Source organism: Enterobacter vonholyi, assembly GCF_008364555.1.
Taxonomy (GTDB): domain Bacteria; phylum Pseudomonadota; class Gammaproteobacteria; order Enterobacterales; family Enterobacteriaceae; genus Enterobacter; species Enterobacter vonholyi.
The window spans coordinates 148,946-165,939 of record NZ_VTUC01000037.1 but is presented as its reverse complement, the minus strand read 5'-3'; the positions used below and the strand labels follow the sequence as shown (position 1 = coordinate 165,939).

14 protein-coding genes are annotated in these 16,994 nt (G+C 57.8%); 11 read left to right on the top strand and 3 right to left on the bottom strand.

Translation table 11 applies throughout. The features are described 5' to 3' along the window. The first annotated feature begins 10 nt into the window (after positions 1–10). Positions 11–1,591: an autoinducer-2 kinase gene (lsrK, locus tag F0319_RS19665; RefSeq protein WP_149367597.1), complete on the top strand. Its 1,581-nt coding sequence runs from the start codon at positions 11–13 to the stop codon at positions 1,589–1,591. A 185-nt stretch (positions 1,592–1,776) separates the two neighbouring features. Beyond that, positions 1,777–3,798, top strand: a complete 2,022-nt coding sequence (locus F0319_RS19660) for an NADPH-dependent 2,4-dienoyl-CoA reductase (protein WP_149367596.1) — start codon at positions 1,777–1,779, stop codon at positions 3,796–3,798. Between the two features lie 121 nt (positions 3,799–3,919). Here the strand turns inward: F0319_RS19660 and rlmG are convergent, their stop codons facing one another. After that, on the bottom strand, positions 3,920–5,056 hold the full coding sequence (gene rlmG, locus F0319_RS19655) for a 23S rRNA (guanine(1835)-N(2))-methyltransferase RlmG (RefSeq protein WP_149367595.1): 1,137 nt from the start codon (positions 5,054–5,056) through the stop codon (positions 3,920–3,922). 83 nt (positions 5,057–5,139) lie between these two features. Between rlmG and F0319_RS19650 the strand changes: the two genes are divergently transcribed. From F0319_RS19650 to sstT, 4 genes are all read left to right on the top strand, one after another. Beyond that, the gene (locus F0319_RS19650; RefSeq protein WP_023309281.1) at positions 5,140–5,643 is read left to right on the top strand and encodes a YgjP-like metallopeptidase domain-containing protein; all 504 of its coding nucleotides are present in this window, start codon (positions 5,140–5,142) and stop codon (positions 5,641–5,643) included. Positions 5,644–5,713: 70 nt separating this feature from the next. After that, positions 5,714–6,712 (top strand): Gfo/Idh/MocA family protein, encoded by a 999-nt coding sequence (locus F0319_RS19645; protein WP_111964933.1) that lies wholly within the window; start codon positions 5,714–5,716, stop codon positions 6,710–6,712. Positions 6,713–6,963: 251 nt separating this feature from the next. Continuing rightward, the gene (locus F0319_RS19640) at positions 6,964–7,932 is read left to right on the top strand and encodes a TerC family protein (RefSeq protein WP_023309283.1); all 969 of its coding nucleotides are present in this window, start codon (positions 6,964–6,966) and stop codon (positions 7,930–7,932) included. Between the two features lie 218 nt (positions 7,933–8,150). After that, complete coding sequence (gene sstT, locus F0319_RS19635) at positions 8,151–9,392, top strand: serine/threonine transporter SstT (protein ID WP_149367594.1); 1,242 nt, start codon at positions 8,151–8,153, stop codon at positions 9,390–9,392. A gap of 94 nt (positions 9,393–9,486) precedes the next feature. Here sstT and F0319_RS19630 read toward each other — a convergent pair whose 3' ends face one another. Further along, entirely contained in the window at positions 9,487–10,974 is a 1,488-nt protein-coding gene (locus tag F0319_RS19630; protein ID WP_149367593.1) for a UxaA family hydrolase, read from the bottom strand. A gap of 17 nt (positions 10,975–10,991) precedes the next feature. Beyond that, complete coding sequence (gene uxaC, locus F0319_RS19625) at positions 10,992–12,404, bottom strand: glucuronate isomerase (protein WP_149367592.1); 1,413 nt, start codon at positions 12,402–12,404, stop codon at positions 10,992–10,994. 476 nt (positions 12,405–12,880) lie between these two features. Here uxaC and F0319_RS19620 point away from each other — a divergent pair, with 476 nt between their 5' ends. The 5 genes from F0319_RS19620 to F0319_RS19600 all read left to right on the top strand — a co-directional run bounded on the left by F0319_RS19620 (position 12,881) and on the right by F0319_RS19600 (position 16,976). After that, entirely contained in the window at positions 12,881–14,179 is a 1,299-nt protein-coding gene (locus F0319_RS19620; protein ID WP_024906406.1) for an MFS transporter, read from the top strand. Between the two features lie 115 nt (positions 14,180–14,294). Further along, entirely contained in the window at positions 14,295–15,071 is a 777-nt protein-coding gene (gene exuR, locus F0319_RS19615) for a transcriptional regulator ExuR (RefSeq protein ID WP_023615584.1), read from the top strand. Between the two features lie 344 nt (positions 15,072–15,415). Further along, entirely contained in the window at positions 15,416–16,078 is a 663-nt protein-coding gene (gene yqjA / locus F0319_RS19610; RefSeq protein ID WP_149367591.1) for a DedA family general envelope maintenance protein YqjA, read from the top strand. Between the two features lie 2 nt (positions 16,079–16,080). Further along, positions 16,081–16,464, top strand: coding sequence for an EnvZ/OmpR regulon moderator MzrA (gene mzrA / locus F0319_RS19605; protein ID WP_023344960.1), 384 nt, complete (start codon positions 16,081–16,083; stop codon positions 16,462–16,464). A 143-nt stretch (positions 16,465–16,607) separates the two neighbouring features. Next, positions 16,608–16,976: a DUF1090 domain-containing protein gene (locus tag F0319_RS19600; protein ID WP_149367590.1), complete on the top strand. Its 369-nt coding sequence runs from the start codon at positions 16,608–16,610 to the stop codon at positions 16,974–16,976. The last annotated feature ends 18 nt before the right edge of the window (positions 16,977–16,994 follow it).

The window sequence follows — 16,994 nt, the reverse complement described above, 5'->3', positions numbered from 1 at the left end:
AGGCAAGCTCATGAGTTACCTTTTAGCGTTAGATGCAGGGACAGGCAGCGTTCGCGCCGTTATTTTCGATTTACAGGGCAACCAGATTGCCGTCGGTCAGGCCGAGTGGAAGCACCTGAGCGTTGAGAACGTGCCGGGGTCGATGGAGTTCGACCTCGAGACCAACTGGCAGCTGGCCTGCCGGTGCATTCATCAGGCGCTGTCGCGCGCGAATCTGACCGCGGCAGATATTCAGTCCGTTGCCTGCTGTTCAATGCGCGAAGGGATCGTGCTGTATGACCGCAACGGCGAGGCCATCTGGGCCTGCGCTAACGTCGACGCCCGCGCCAGCCGCGAAGTGGCCGAACTCAAAGAGATCCACGATGACCGTTTTGAATCCGAAGTGTATGAGGTTTCTGGCCAGACGCTGGCGCTGAGCGCCATGCCGCGCCTGCTGTGGCTGGCGCACCATCGTCCGGATATTTACCGCAACGCCGCGACCATCACCATGATCAGCGACTGGCTGGCGGCGAAGCTCTCCGGCGAGCTGGCGGTCGACCCGTCTAACGCGGGCACCACCGGCATGCTGGATCTGTTTTCCCGCAACTGGCGTCCGGCGCTGCTCGACATGGCCGGGCTGCGCGCCGATATCCTCTCCCCGGTGAAAGAGACCGGCACCGTACTGGGTGCTATAAACCGGGAGGCCGCGCTGCAGAGCGGCCTGCGCGAAGGCACGCCGGTGGTGATGGGCGGCGGCGACGTGCAGCTGGGCTGCCTGGGGCTGGGCGTGGTCCGCGCCGGACAAACGGCGGTACTGGGCGGTACCTTTTGGCAGCAGGTGGTCAACCTGCCGCAGGTGCGCACCGATCCTGAGATGAACATCCGCGTGAACCCGCACGTCATTCCCGGCATGGCGCAGGCGGAGTCGATCAGCTTCTTTACCGGGCTGACCATGCGCTGGTTCCGCGACGCCTTCTGCGCGGAGGAAAAGCTGATTGCCGATCGTATGGGGATGGACACCTACTCCCTGCTGGAAGAGATGGCGAGCCGCGTGCCGGCGGGTTCCCACGGGGTGATGCCGATCTTCTCCGACGCGATGCATTTTAAGCAGTGGTACCACGCCGCGCCGTCGTTTATTAACCTCTCCATCGACCCGGAAAAATGCAACAAAGCGACGCTGTTCCGCGCCCTGGAGGAGAATGCGGCGATCGTCTCGGCCTGCAACCTGGCGCAGATTTCGCGCTTCTCCGGCGTAACGTTTGAAAGCCTGGTGTTTGCGGGCGGCGGTTCCAAAGGCGCTCTGTGGAGCCAGATCTTAAGCGACGTCACCGGCCTGCCGGTGCGCGTGCCGGAAGTGAAAGAGGCGACGGCGCTCGGCTGCGCGATTGCGGCAGGTGCTGGCGCGGGGCTGTTTGCCGATATGGCCTCGACGGGCGAACGGCTTGTGAAGTGGAGCCGCGAGTTCACGCCGAACCCGCAATACCGGGAGCTGTACGACGGCATGATGCAGAAATGGCAGGCGGTGTACGCCGACCAGCTCGGGCTGGTGGACAGCGGGCTGACGACCTCGATGTGGCAGGCTCCGGGGCTGGTACGGGCAGCAGCGCCGTAAATAACGCCGGACGGCGCTACGCTTATCTGTCCTGGGGTTTTGTAGCCCCGGTAAGCGCAGCGCCACCGGGGAAGTTCTTTGAGATCTATCACAATCATTCGATCCCGCTTTTACCTTTCCGCTGCCGCTGGCTAAATTAGTAACTCATCCGACCACATAACAATAATTTTACACTGGAAGAGACTATGAGCCGCTACCCGTCGTTATTCGCCCCCCTCGATCTGGGGTTTACCACCCTTAAAAACCGCGTGTTGATGGGCTCGATGCACACCGGGCTGGAGGAGCATCCGGACGGGGCCGAGCGTCTGGCGGCCTTCTATGCCGAACGCGCCCGCCACGGGGTGGCGCTGATTGTCACCGGGGGTGTAGCCCCAGCCCCTTCCGGCGTCGGCATGGAGGGCGGCGCGGTGCTGAACGATGCGTCGCAGCTGCCGTACCACCGCATTGTGACCGACGCGGTGCACAGCGAGGGCGGTAAAATCGCCCTGCAAATCCTGCACACCGGACGCTACAGCTACCAGCCTAACCTGGTCGCACCATCGGCCATTCAGGCGCCGATCAACCGCTTTAAACCTCACGCCCTCACCCACGACGAGATCCTGGCGCTGATCGACGACTTCGCCCGCTGCGCCGCGCTGGCGCGTGAGGCGGGCTATGACGGCGTTGAGGTGATGGGCTCCGAAGGCTACCTGATCAACGAGTTTCTGGCTGCCCGCACCAACCAGCGAGACGACGAATGGGGCGGCGACTATTCCCGCCGGATGCGCTTTGCTGTAGAAGTCGTGCGCGCCGTGCGCGAACGTGCGGGCACGGACTTTATCATCATCTTCCGCCTGTCGATGCTCGACCTGGTGGAGGGCGGCTGCACGTTTGACGAAACCGTGCAGCTGGCGCAGGCGATTGAAGCCGCAGGTGCGACGATTATCAACACAGGGATTGGCTGGCACGAGGCGCGCATTCCGACCATCGCCACGCCGGTGCCGCGCGCGGCGTTCAGCTGGGTAACGCGCAGGCTGAAAGGGAAAGTGTCTGTTCCGCTGGTCACCACCAACCGCATTAACGATCCGCAGGTGGCGGACGATGTGATTTCGCGCGGCGATGCCGACATGGTCTCAATGGCGCGCCCGTTCCTCGCCGATGCCGAACTGCTGTCCAAAGCGCAAAGCGGCCGCGCGGATGAGATCAACACCTGCATCGGCTGTAACCAGGCCTGTCTGGATCAGATCTTCGTCGGCAAGGTCACCTCCTGCCTCGTCAACCCGCGCGCCTGCCATGAAACCAAAATGCCGGTGATCCCGGCGACAGCGAAAAAACGCCTGGCGGTTGTCGGCGCAGGACCTGCGGGCCTGGCGTTTGCGGTGAATGCCGCTTCGCGCGGGCACAGCGTGACGCTGTTTGATGCAGCCGGGGAGATCGGCGGGCAGTTTAATATCGCCAAACAGATCCCGGGCAAAGAGGAGTTTTATGAAACGCTGCGCTACTACCGCCGGATGATCGAACTGACGGGCGTCGAGCTGCGGCTTAACCAGTTTGTCAGCGCGGCGGATCTGACTGATTTCGATGAGGTGATTCTGGCGAGCGGGATCGTACCGCGCACGCCTGCGATCGAGGGTATCGATCATCCAAAAGTGCTGAGCTATCTCGACGTGCTGCGTGACAAAGTACCGGTTGGCGAGAAGGTGGCGATTATCGGCTGCGGCGGGATCGGCTTTGATACCGCCATGTATTTGAGCCAGCCGGGCGAGGCGACCAGCCAGAACATTGCCGAGTTTTGCGTCGAATGGGGTATTGATACCAGCCTCAGCCAGTCCGGCGGATTACGCCCGGAAGGGCCGCAACTGCCGAAAAGCCCGCGCCAGATCGTGATGCTGCAGCGTAAGGCCAGCAAGCCGGGTGAAGGGCTGGGCAAAACGACCGGCTGGATCCACCGCGCCACCCTGCTCTCACGCGGGGTGAAGATGATCCCGGCTGTCAGCTACCACAAGATCGACAACGAGGGGCTGCACGTCACGATCGGCGCCGAGCCGCAGCTGCTGCGCGTGGATCATGTCATTTTGTGCGCCGGGCAGGAGCCAAAGCGCGATCTGGCCGATCCGCTGCGCGAGGCCGGTAAAACAGTGCATCTGATTGGCGGGTGCGACGTGGCGATGGAGCTGGACGCGCGGCGCGCGATTGCGCAGGGGACGAAATTAGCTCTGGCGATCTAGAGCATTGCCCGGTGGCCAGGGTAAAAGCAAAACGGCAACCCAGTTGCCGTTTTTAGCGTTTGCTCCCTCTCCCTGTGGGAGAGGGTTGGGGTGAGGGCATCAAGCCGCGACGCTCTCAAACTTACCGACGACGCCCCAGCTTCACCGACTTCAGCACAACGAACTTATTGTTCGTCGCAACGGTGACGCAGTTACCGAAAATCTTCTTCAGCTTATGGAAGTAGTCCAGGTGGCGGTTGGCCACGATGTACAGCTCGCCGTTGATCTTCAGGCAGCGGCGCGCGTGGTGGAACATCTCCCACGCGACGTTATCCGTCAGGGCGTGCTTCTGGTGGAACGGCGGGTTGCAGAACACGGCGTTGAAGCGGAAAGGCTCTACGCCCGACAGCGCGTTGTTGATCATAAACTCGCAGCGGTCCAGCGCGTCCGGCATATTGGTTTCAACGTTCAGACGGCTGGAGGCCACCGCCATCGGCGATTCGTCGCTGAACACCACGCTGGCCTCCGGGCTCTTCGCCAGCAGCGTCAGGCCAATCACGCCGTTGCCGCAGCCCAGGTCGACAATCTCTCCTTCCAGATTTTCCGGCAGGTGTTCCATAAAGAAGCGCGCGCCGATATCCAGGCCGGTGCGGGAGAAGACGTTCGCGTGGTTGTGGATGGTCCAGTCGGTCCCTTCCAGCTTCCAGCTCAGGGTCTCTGGCGCGTCGGCCAGCTCGGGAGCGGTGAACGTACAGTTGATCAGGCGCGCTTTTTTCCACGCCAGCGTGGTGGTGGTCGGGCCGAGAACTTTCTCGAACAGCTCCAGCGTCGAGGTGTGAATATCGCGCGCTTTGGCACCCGCGATGATACGGGTTTCTGGCGTCACGACCTTACGCAGCGCGCGCAGCTGCTGCTCCAGCAGCGCCATGGTTTTTGGCACTTTGATCAGCACCACGCCCGGCGCCTGCGGGTAGTCCGCGGTGCTGTCGAGGAACTTCACGCTGGACTCTTCGATGTCGTTATGGCGCAGGTTTTCACGCGTCGCCAGCTCGCTTAAGTAGGAATCGCCGATGCTGTACGGCGTGTGCTCCGCCAGGGCACAGCCCAGCGCGCCGAAGGCGTCATTCAGGATCAAAACCGGGCCGCGGATTTCAGTCTCATCCAACTGTTGCAGCAGATATTCATCCGCCGCTTCCCACGCCTGAAGCGGGTTAACGTCGTCCGTTTCCGGGAAACGTTTAAGGTTGAGTGAACGGAAACCGTTGTCTAAGTGGCTCATCGGCCCTCCTGAATGGTAAAATTTGGCGTATCCCTGAAAAGGGTGCGTGAGTATACCCGTTTTCGCATTAATTTGGGCTTTTGATGAACCAACTTACTTATCTCCAGGGCTATCCGGAGCATTTACTGACTCAGGTTCGCAGCCTGATTGCCGAGCAGAAGCTCGGCGCGGTGCTGGAAAAACGCTATCCCGGCACGCACGATTTCGCGACCGATAAGGCCCTCTGGCAGTATACGCAGGATCTGAAAAGCCGGTATCTGAAGAGCGCGCCGCCGATCAACAAGGTGATGTACGACAACAAGATCCACGTGCTGAAAAACGCGCTCGGCCTGCACACCGCCGTCTCACGCGTTCAGGGCGGCAAGCTGAAGGCCAAGGCGGAGATCCGCGTCGCGACGGTTTTCCGTAACGCGCCGGAAGCCTTTCTGCGGATGATCGTGGTGCACGAGCTGGCGCACCTGAAAGAGAAAGAGCACGACAAAGCGTTCTATTCCCTGTGCTGCCACATGGAGCCGCAGTACCACCAGCTGGAGTTTGATACCCGCCTGTGGCTTACGCATTTATCGTTAAATGGTAATGCGGAATAGCGCACGCGAATTGTCATGATGACGTGCTACAGTGGCTAAAGGTTCCCCGCTACGGAGTACGTAAACGTTTATGATACGTTTCGCAGTCATTGGAACGAACTGGATCACGCGCCAGTTCGTCGACGCCGCCCACGAAACCGGCAAACTGAAACTTACCGCAGTCTATTCCCGCAGCCTTGAGCAGGCGCAGAGTTTTGCCAACGATTACCTCGTTGAGCATCTCTTCACCTCGCTTGATGAGATGGCGCAAAGCGACGCCATTGACGCGGTCTATATCGCCAGCCCGAACTCCCTGCACTTCCCGCAAACGAAGCTGTTCCTCAGCCATAAAAAGCATGTGATTTGCGAGAAGCCGCTGGCATCAAATATTGAGGAAGTGGAGGCGGCCATTGCGCTTGCCCGCGAAAACCAGGTGGTTCTTTTCGAAGCGTTCAAAACCGCCAGCCTGCCGAATTTCCTGTTGCTGCAGCAGTCCCTGCCGAAAATCGGCAAGGTGCGCAAAGCCTTTATTAACTACTGCCAGTACTCGTCGCGCTACCAGCGCTATCTGGACGGCGAGAACCCGAACACCTTTAACCCGGCGTTCTCGAACGGCTCGATAATGGATATCGGATTCTACTGCCTGGCCTCTGCAGTGGCCCTGTGGGGCGAACCGCACGGCGTCACGGCTACCGCCAGCCTGCTGGAGAGCGGCGTGGATGCGCACGGTGTCGCGGTGCTGGACTACGGGGATTTCAGCGTCACGCTGCAGCACTCCAAGGTGAGCGACTCTGTCCTGCCGAGCGAAATTCAGGGCGAAGCGGGCTCGCTGGTCATCGAGAAGATCTCCGAGTGCCAGAAGGTGAGCTTTGTCCCGCGAGGTGGCAAAGCCCAGGAGCTGACGCAGCCTCAGCATATTAACACTATGCTCTATGAGGCAGAGGTCTTCGCCCGTCTGGTGGAAGACAACGAAGTGAATCACCCAGGCCTTGCGGTGAGCCGCACCACGGCGAAGCTGCAAACGGAGATCCGCCGCCAGACCGGCGTGGTATTCCCTGCAGACGGCGTAGGCGCGGAAGTTATCGCGTAAAGCTGTGTAATGAAACGGCGCAGGCCATTGACGAAACCAATGGTCTGACATATTTTGTTACCTGCAAAGGGGAGTAACTTCTTCGTCGGTGGATCGTCATTACGATGCGTGCAATACCGCATCCGGTCGCCGGGCAACCTTCGTGGTTGTAAGTGAGACCTTGCCGGAAGGCGAGGTCTATGCATAAAAAGCTAACGGCTATCGTCTTCTGACCATGGCCGTTTTTGTTTTTTATGTGTAAGGAAAATAGTATGCATTCTGTCGGCACTCCAATGTTGTGGGGCGGATTCGCGGTCGTCGTGCTCATCATGCTGGCGATCGACCTCTTTTTGCAGGGACGTCGCGGCGCGCACGGCATGACCATGAAACAGGCCGCCGCCTGGTCGCTGGTGTGGGTCACCCTCTCTCTGCTCTTCTGCGCTGCCTTCTGGTGGTACCTGGCCTCGACTGAAGGCCGCGCGGTGGCCGACCCTCAGGCGCTCGCCTTCCTCACCGGTTATCTGATTGAAAAAGCCCTGGCGGTCGATAACGTCTTCGTCTGGCTGATGCTGTTCAGCTACTTCGCCGTGCCTGCTGCCCTGCAGCGTCGCGTGCTGGTGTACGGCGTGCTAGGCGCGATTATCCTGCGTACCATCATGATCTTCGCTGGCAGCTGGCTGATTACCCAGTTCGAATGGCTGCTGTACGTCTTCGGCGCGTTCCTGCTGTTCACCGGGGTCAAAATGGCGCTGGCGAAAGAGGACGGCTCTGCGATTGGCGATCGCCCGCTGGTGAAGTGGATCCGCGGCCATCTGCGCATGACCGACAAGATCGAGAGCGAGCACTTCTTCGTGCGCAAGAACGGCCTGCTGTTTGCCACCCCGCTGCTGCTGGTGCTGATTCTGGTTGAGCTGAGCGACGTGATTTTCGCCGTGGACAGCATTCCGGCGATCTTCGCGGTAACCACCGACCCGTTCATCGTCCTGACCTCTAACCTTTTCGCCATTCTCGGCCTGCGTGCCATGTATTTCCTGCTGGCAGGCGCGGCGGAGCGTTTCTCCATGCTGAAGTACGGCCTGTCGGTGATTCTGGTGTTTATCGGTATCAAAATGCTAATCGTCGATTTCTACCATATCCCGATCGCTATTTCGCTCGGCGTGGTATTTGGCATTCTGATCGTGACGCTGATTATCAATACCTGGGTTAACCGCCAGCACGATAAGAAGCAGCAGGTGGAGTAATCCCCTCACCCCAGCCCTCTCCCACAGGGAGAGGGTGAACACACTTTTGTAACGCAGTAGTTAAAAAATATGATGCAACACGTAAAATCCAGCATTTTACGCTTCCCTCCTTTCGCGCATTCCCTATACTCGACCAGGCAAACATTTACTTACATCCGGACATAAATGTGACTAAGAGCACATCCGGGATGGAACGCAATTTCACTCAGGAAATATGTATGAGCATACAATCAAGCGGTCTGTTCGCGCGCCTGGCGCAGGGCAGCCTCGTTAAACAAATTCTGGTCGGGCTGGTGCTGGGTATTCTGCTGGCGATGGTGTCAAAACCTGCCGCGGAAGCCACGGGGCTGCTCGGGACGCTGTTCGTAGGTGCACTGAAAGCCGTCGCGCCGGTACTGGTTCTGATGCTGGTCATGGCGTCAATTGCCAACCACCAGCACGGACAAAAAACCAATATTCGCCCCATTCTGTTCCTTTATCTGCTGGGAACCTTCTCGGCTGCCTTAACGGCCGTGGTGTTTAGCTTCCTGTTCCCGTCCACGCTGCACCTGACCAGCGCGGCCGGTGATATCACGCCGCCGTCCGGGATTGTCGAAGTCCTGCGGGGCCTGCTGATGAGCATGGTCTCTAACCCCATCACCGCGCTGATGAACGGAAACTACATTGGTATCCTGGTCTGGGCGATTGGTCTGGGCTTCGCGCTGCGCCACGGCAACGAGACGACGAAAAACCTGGTCAACGATTTGTCCAACGCCGTGACCTTTATGGTGAAGCTGGTGATTCGCTTTGCGCCAGTCGGTATTTTCGGGCTGGTCTCCTCCACGCTGGCAACTACCGGTTTTGACGCACTGTGGGGTTACGCGCAGCTGCTGGTTGTGCTGGTCGGCTGTATGCTGCTGGTGGCGCTGGTGATCAACCCGCTGCTGGTGTTCTGGCAGATCCGCCGCAACCCGTATCCGCTCGTGCTGACCTGCCTGCGCGAAAGCGGCGTAACCGCCTTCTTCACCCGCAGCTCGGCGGCGAACATTCCGGTTAACATGGCGCTGGCGGAGAAGCTGAACCTGGACCGCGACACCTATTCCGTTTCGATCCCACTGGGTGCAACCGTGAATATGGCGGGTGCGGCAATCACCATTACTGTGCTGACCCTGGCGGCGGTGCATACGCTGGGCATTCCGGTGGATCTGCCAACCGCGCTGCTGTTGAGCGTCGTGGCGTCGCTGTGTGCCTGTGGCGCATCGGGCGTGGCGGGCGGTTCCCTGCTGCTGATCCCGCTGGCGTGTAATATGTTCGGTATCCCGAACGAAATCGCCATGCAGGTAGTAGCCGTCGGCTTTATCATCGGCGTGCTGCAGGATTCCTGCGAAACCGCGCTGAACTCCTCTACCGACGTGCTGTTTACCGCAGCGGCCTGTCAGGCGGAAGACGCGCGTTTAGCGAAGAACGCCCTGCGAGGTTAACAGCAAAACGGCAACCCTGAGGTTGCCGTTTTTAGTGTTTGTACCCTCTCCCTGTGGGGGAGGGTCAGGGTGAGGGCACCAGCCCGCTCCCTATTTAAAGCGTCACGCCACTCTTAAAGAGCGCCAGCTCGCGGAAGTCGTTCTTCTCGTTACAGGTTTGCTTGCCGCTGGCAATTTCCACGATGGCATCAACAAATTCATCGAGCAGCTGCGGCATCGCCTTGCCGTGGATCAGCTGGCCCGCGTCAAAGTCGATCCAGTGCTTTTTCTTCGACGCCAGCTCGCTGTTGGTGGCAATTTTCACCGTCGGCACAAAACCGCCGTACGGCGTACCGCGACCGGTGCTGAACAGCACCATATGGCAGCCGGCTCCCGCCAGCGCGCTGGTGGCAACCGCATCGTTCCCCGGCGCGCTCAGCAGGTTCAGACCGTGCGTTTTCAGGCGCTCGCCGTAGCGCAGAACGTCAACCACCTGGCTGGCGCCCGCTTTCTGAGTGCAGCCAAGGGATTTCTCTTCCAGCGTGGTGATCCCGCCCGCTTTGTTACCCGGCGACGGGTTCTCGTAAATGGGCTGATTGTGGGCAATGAAATACTGTTTGAAGTCGTTCACCATGGTGACGGTCTTCTCAAACGTCTCTTCGTCGCGGCAGTGGCTCATCAGAATACGCTCTGCGCCGAACATCTCCGGCACTTCGGTCAGCACAGTGGTGCCGCCGTTGGCAATGACGTAATCCGAGAAGCGACCCAGCATCGGGTTGGCGGTGATGCCGGACAGGCCGTCAGATCCGCCGCACTCCAGACCAAACTTCAGCTCGCTCAGCTTGCCCGGCTCGCGCTTGTCGTGGCGCATCACGTTATACAGCTGATGAAGCTGCTCAACGCCCGCTTCCACTTCGTCGTCCTGATGCTGGCACACCATAAAATGCACGCGCTCAGGATCGAATTCGCCCAGCGTCTCGCGGAAGGCGTCCACCTGATTGTTCTCGCAGCCCAGGCCGATCACCAGCACCGCACCCGCGTTCGGGTGGCGCACCATGTTTTGCAGCATGGTGCGGGTATTGATGTGGTCGTCACCCAGCTGGGAGCAGCCGTAGGTGTGGCTGAACAGATGTACCCCGTCAGTGCCTTCGGCACTGTTGGTCTCTTTCAGGAAGCGCGTCTGGATCTGCCGCGCGATGCCGTTGACGCAGCCGACGGTCGGGAGGATCCACAGCTCGTTGCGGATCCCCACCTCACCGTTAGCGCGACGGTAGATCTGTACTTCACGATCTGCAGCCTGGCGCTCTTCCGCGGGTAAATCAGGTTGATAGCTGTACTCGTCCAGATCGCTCAGATTGGTGCGGGTATTGTGAGAATGAATATGTTTACCCGGCTCGATATCCGCTAACGCATGCCCGATCGGAAGACCGTACTTAATGACGTTGTCCCCTTTAGCGAGAGGCTTCACGGCAAACTTGTGTCCGCGAGCAATCGCCTGACGCAGGGTGACGCTCTGGTTATCAACGGTCACCACGTCGCCTTCAGCGAGGTCCGTCAGTGCGACGGCCACATTATCCAGCGAATGGATTTTGATGTATTGCATATCAACCTCAAACGGCCCTAGTTCAGTTCAATGGCGAAGTAGTCACGCGCATTGTTAAAGCAGATGTTTTTCACCATTTCGCCCAGCAGCTGGATATCCGCTGGCGCTTCGCCTGCGTGCACCCAGCGGCCAATCATCTGGCACAGAATGCGGCGGAAATATTCATGACGGGTATAGGACAGGAAGCTGCGGCTGTCGGTCAGCATGCCGACAAAGCGGCTTAGCAGGCCAAGCTGCGCCAGCTGCGTCATCTGACGTTCCATACCGTCTTTCTGATCGTTGAACCACCAGCCGGAGCCGAACTGCATCTTGCCCGGCATCCCTTCGCCCTGGAAGTTGCCGACCATGGTACCCAGCACTTCGTTATCGCGCGGGTTCAGGCAGTAAAGGATGGTTTTAGGCAGCAGATTTTGTTCGTTCTGTTTGCTCAGAAGTTTGGACAGCTCTTCTGCCAGCGGACGGTCGTTGATGGAGTCGAAGCCTACATCCGCACCAAGCAGCTTAAACTGGCGCTGGTTGTTATTGCGCAGCGCACCGATATGGTACTGCTGTACCCAGCCGCGACGCGCATATTCCGCACCGAGGAACACCAGTACCGCCGTTTTGAACTGCGCCACTTCGTGCTCGCTAAGCGATTCACCGGAGAGACGACGTGCCAGAATGCTGTCCAGCTCGGCTTCATTTGATTCCGCAAACAGCACCACGTCCAGCGCGTGGTCAGAGACTTTACAGCCGTGCGCCGCGAAGTGATCCAGACGTTTGGTCAGCGCGGTTTGCAGGTCGGTGAAACGACGGATGTCGGTATCGGACACTTCCGCCAGCTTCGCCATGTAGTCGGCGAAGGTAGCCTGCTCAATGTTGAAGGCTTTATCCGGGCGCCAGCTTGGCAGCACTTTGATATCAAAAGAGGTGTCTTTGGCGATAACCGCATGATGCTCCAGAGAGTCAATCGGATCGTCGGTGGTGCCCACCATCTTCACGTTCATCTGCTTCAGGATGCCGCGCGCGGAGAAGTTATCCTGCGCCAGCAGGGCGTTGCAGCGCTCCCAGATTTCATCGGCGGTCGTTGGGGAGAGCAGTTTGCCAGTGATGCCAAACGGACGGCGGAGCTCAAGGTGCGTCCAGTGGTAAAGCGGGTTGCCGATGGTCTGCGGAACGGTCGCCGCCCAGGCGTCAAACTTCTCGCGGTCGGTCGCATCGCCGGTACACAGGCGCTCAGCCACGCCGTTGGTGCGCATGGCGCGCCATTTGTAGTGGTCACCCTTCAGCCAGATGTCATACAGGTTTTTGAAGCGATAATTTTCGGCAACCTGCTGCGGCGGCAGATGGCAGTGATAGTCGAAAATCGGCTGGTCTTTTGCGTAGTCGTGGTACAGGCGGCGAGCAAATTCGGTATCTAATAGAAAATCGTCGGTCATAAACGGCGTCATTATCGTCTTCCTCATTACGGGAGCGTCAGAAAGCGTATGTTCATATGCTGCAAAGTTATCACACCAATTTCCACCAGCCGACGTTTTTTTCGTGAGTGAGATCAATAAACGTCAACAAATAAATTACCCTCAATGGAGTAAACCCTTCTACAAGCCGCATCATTACTGGCTTTGCGCTCAGCAATTAATGTCCCCACAAAGAATCATACATTTGTGATGTCACTCACCTTTTAAAGTTGTATGACAAGTTATCTTTTCGCCGTCGCAAACTATAAGCCGACGGAATGCATTCCTGGTGTCAGATACACCAGATTTAACGGTACGGATACCGACTTATGCACGCTTACTTATGGCAAGGTTCGGGCCGTTCCGGGACATGCTCCCGGCTGCGCCCCTCCCGTTACACAACTGCTCCCGGAAACGGTCGAGAGGTTGCCGCGTTCTGGCGCGGAAATAACATAACGATGAGGTTTTAGATGCGTAAAATTAAAGGGTTACGTTGGTATATGATCGCACTGGTGACGTTAGGCACCGTGCTGGGCTACCTGACGCGTAACACCGTGGCAGCAGCAGCGCCAACGTTGATGGAAGAGCTGCATATCTCCACGCAGCAATACTCCTACATCATTGCCGCCTATTCCGCGGCTTATACCATCATGCAGCCTGTTGCTGGCTATGTGCTGGACATTCTCGGTACCAAAATCGGTTATGCCTTCTTCGCCATCGCCTGGGCGGTGTTCTGCGGAGCCACCGCGCTGGCGGGAAGCTGGGGCGGCCTGGCGCTGGCGCGCGGCGCGGTAGGTGCAGCTGAAGCCGCCATGATCCCCGCAGGGCTGAAAGCCAGCTCCGAGTGGTTCCCGGCAAAAGAGCGTTCCATTGCGGTCGGTTACTTCAACGTCGGCTCGTCCATCGGGGCGATGATTGCACCACCGCTGGTGGTGTGGGCTATCGTGATGCACAGCTGGCAGATGGCGTTCATCATCTCTGGCGTGCTGAGCTTTGCGTGGGCCATGGCGTGGCTGATTTTCTATAAACATCCGCGCGATCAGAAAAAATTGTCTGAAGAAGAACGCGAGTACATCATTGGTGGTCAGGAAGCGCAGCATCAGACCAACAACGGCAAAAAAATGACCGTCTGGCAGATCCTGGGCACCCGTCAGTTCTGGGGTATCGCCCTGCCGCGTTTCCTGGCCGAGCCGGCATGGGGTACCTTCAACGCGTGGATCCCCCTGTTCATGTTTAAAGTCTACGGCTTTAACCTGAAAGAGATCGCGATGTTCGCCTGGATGCCGATGCTGTTCGCTGACCTGGGCTGTATCGTGGGCGGATACCTGCCACCGCTGTTCCAGCGCTGGTTTGGGGTGAACCTGATTGTTTCCCGTAAGATGGTGGTGACCATGGGCGCACTGCTGATGATTGGCCCGGGCATGATCGGCCTGTTCACCAGCCCGTATGTGGCTATCGCCCTGCTGTGCATCGGCGGATTTGCTCACCAGTCCCTGTCCGGCGCGCTGATTACGCTCTCCTCTGACGTCTTTGGCCGTAACGAAGTGGCCACCGCCAACGGCCTGACCGGGATGGCAGCCTGGACCGCGAGTACGATGTTTGCGCTGGTGGTCGGCGCACTGGCGGATACCATCGGCTTCAGCCCGCTGTTCGCCGTGCTGGCGATCTTCGACCTGCTGGGCGCGGTGGTGATCTGGACGGTGCTGAAAAGCAAATCGGCAGAGGAGCTGGCAAAAGAGTCCCTTGGGAAACCGGCTACGCAAAGTTAGCGAAAATGCGTTTCCCCTAAGCCGCCTCCAGGCGGCTTTTTTAATGGCAAAATCTGGAGAGTGGCACGCAAAAGTGGTATAACAAATCATCTGCCGTACCCTGCCTGGAGCGCATATGGAAATCACCGAACCACGTCGTTTATATCAACAACTTGCTGCCGAGCTGAAAGATCGCATCGAGCAAGGAGTCTATCTTGTCGGTGATAAACTTCCCGCCGAGCGCTTCATTGCGGATGAAAAAAGCGTCAGTCGCACCGTGGTGCGCGAAGCCATCATCATGCTGGAAGTGGAAGGCTACGTTGAGGTACGCAAAGGCTCCGGCATTCACGTGATTTCTAATCTGCCGAAACACTCTCCCGTCGCGGACGAAAGTCTGGAATTCGCCAGCTACGGTCCGTTTGAGCTGCTCCAGGCTCGCCAACTGATCGAAAGCAATATTGCTGAGTTTGCGGCGACGCAGGTGACCAAGCAGGACATCATGAAGCTGATGGAAATCCAGGAGAATGCCCGTAAGGAAAAATGTTTCCGCGATTCAGAGTGGGATCTGCAGTTTCACGTCCAGGTCGCCCTGGCAACCCAAAATACGGCGCTGGCGGCAATCGTTGAGAAAATGTGGACTCAGCGCGTTCATAACCCGTACTGGAAGAAACTGCACGACCATATCGATTCCCGTACCGTCGACAACTGGTGTGACGATCACGATCAAATCCTTAAGGCGCTGATTCGTAAAGATCCCCATGCCGCTAAGCTGGCGATGTGGCAGCATCTGGAAAACACCAAGCAGATGCTGTTCAATGAAACCAGCGACGACTTCGAATTTAACGCTGACCGCTATCTTTTCGCCGATAATCCCGTTGTTCATCTCGATACGGCCCCAAGTGCCGCAAAATAGATGACCTTCCCGCTTGCAGGCGCCTCGCTGCGCCTTCTGGCTTCAGTGGGTAAGCAAAACATATATAGTGTCAGCCTTTGTAAATCCCCTCGCTCACTTCCTGGGCTTACGCCAAAATCAACTCACGCCTGCAAATTCTGTGACGCAGAACGTTGGGCTTTGTTACAATTGGATTCACTTCGTTATTTTGTAAGTTAGTGCTTGCTAACCAGCCAATTAACAGGGAAACGTGTTGGCCACACCGCAATGTGTCCGCGAGCGACCATAATGAAATCACAACAATGTCGCCGTGCTGTTTGCCCCGGATAACAGGCGTGACGTTAACCGATTTCCAGGAACACTGAATGGAACTTTTGACCCAACTACTGCATGCCCTTTGGGCGCAGGATTTTGAAACGCTGGCCAACCCTTCCATGATTGGCATGCTCTATTTCGTCTTGTTTATGATCCTGTTCCTTGAGAACGGTTTGCTGCCTGCTGCCTTCCTGCCTGGTGACAGTTTGCTGGTGCTCGTTGGCGTGCTGTGTGCCAAAGGGGCGATGGCGTTTCCGCAAACCATTTTATTACTGACCGTCGCGGCCAGCCTCGGCTGCTGGGTGAGCTACATCCAGGGTAGATGGCTGGGCAATACCCGGATCGTCCAGAACTGGCTCTCGCACCTGCCTGCACATTATCACCAGCGGGCGCACCACCTTTTCCATAAGCACGGGCTTTCCGCGCTGCTGATTGGCCGCTTTATCGCGTTTGTACGTACGCTGTTGCCGACCATTGCCGGTCTGTCGGGGCTGAGCAGCGCCCGCTTCCAGTTCTTTAACTGGATGAGCGGTCTGTTATGGGTGCTTATTCTGACGACGCTCGGCTATGCGTTGGGTAAAACGCCGGTGTTTATGAAATATGAAGACCAGCTGATGTCCTGCCTGATGCTGCTGCCTGTGGTTCTGCTGGTCTTAGGCCTTATCGGCTCTCTGGTCGTGCTGTGGAAAAAGAAATACGGAGCCAGAGGCTAACGATGGCTATCTCACCGCTCGCCCTGCGCCGTTTTGCCTGTGCCGTGATGACACTGGTGGTGCTCAGCGCCATGCTGCTGGCATGGAGCGCGCTTTCGCACCAGGAATCCACGCTTGCCATTCGCCCGGTGAACCAGGGTGCCAGCGTGCCTGACGGTTTTTCTGTCTGGCATCATCTGGATGCGAACGGGATCCGCTTTAAAAGCATCACTCCGCAGGACGACGTTTTACTGATCAAGTTTGATTCCCGTGCGCAAAGTGCCGCCGCGAAAGTGGTTCTCGACCGTACGCTGCCGCACGGGTATATCATTGCCCAGCAGGAAGATGAGAGCCAGCCTGCAGCCTGGCTCTCTTTGATTCGCGATACGTCGCATCGGTTTGGATAACTTCCAGGATTCCGAATCTTTTCACTCACTTTGGTGAATCCCCCGTTTACTTACTATGCTTAAGTACGCGGAGCACCCCTCGACTGTACTCCGCATAACTTTGGATAGCGGCTTACGCCGCAACACAATGGAAGGTTTCGATAATGAAATTCCGCATGACTCTGGCTCTGGCCCTTTTTTCTTTAAGCACAGCATCCTTCGCAAACTCTCTTTGTCAGGAGAAAGAACAGGATATTCAGCGTGAGATCGGTTATGCCGAAAAGCATAACAATCAGCACCGTGTTGACGGTCTTAAAAAAGCGCTGAGCGAAGTGAAAGCGAACTGTTCAGACAGCAAGCTTCGTGCCGACCACAAGAAGAAAATCGCTGAACAGAAGGACGAGATAGCCGAGCGCCGTCGCGACCTGCAGGAAGCGAAAGAGAAAGGAGATGCGGATAAAATTGCTAAGCGCGAGAAGAAGTTGAAAGAAGCGCAGGACGACCTGAAAGCGCTGGAAGCTCGCGATTATTGAGTTAACGGAAATCTCAAC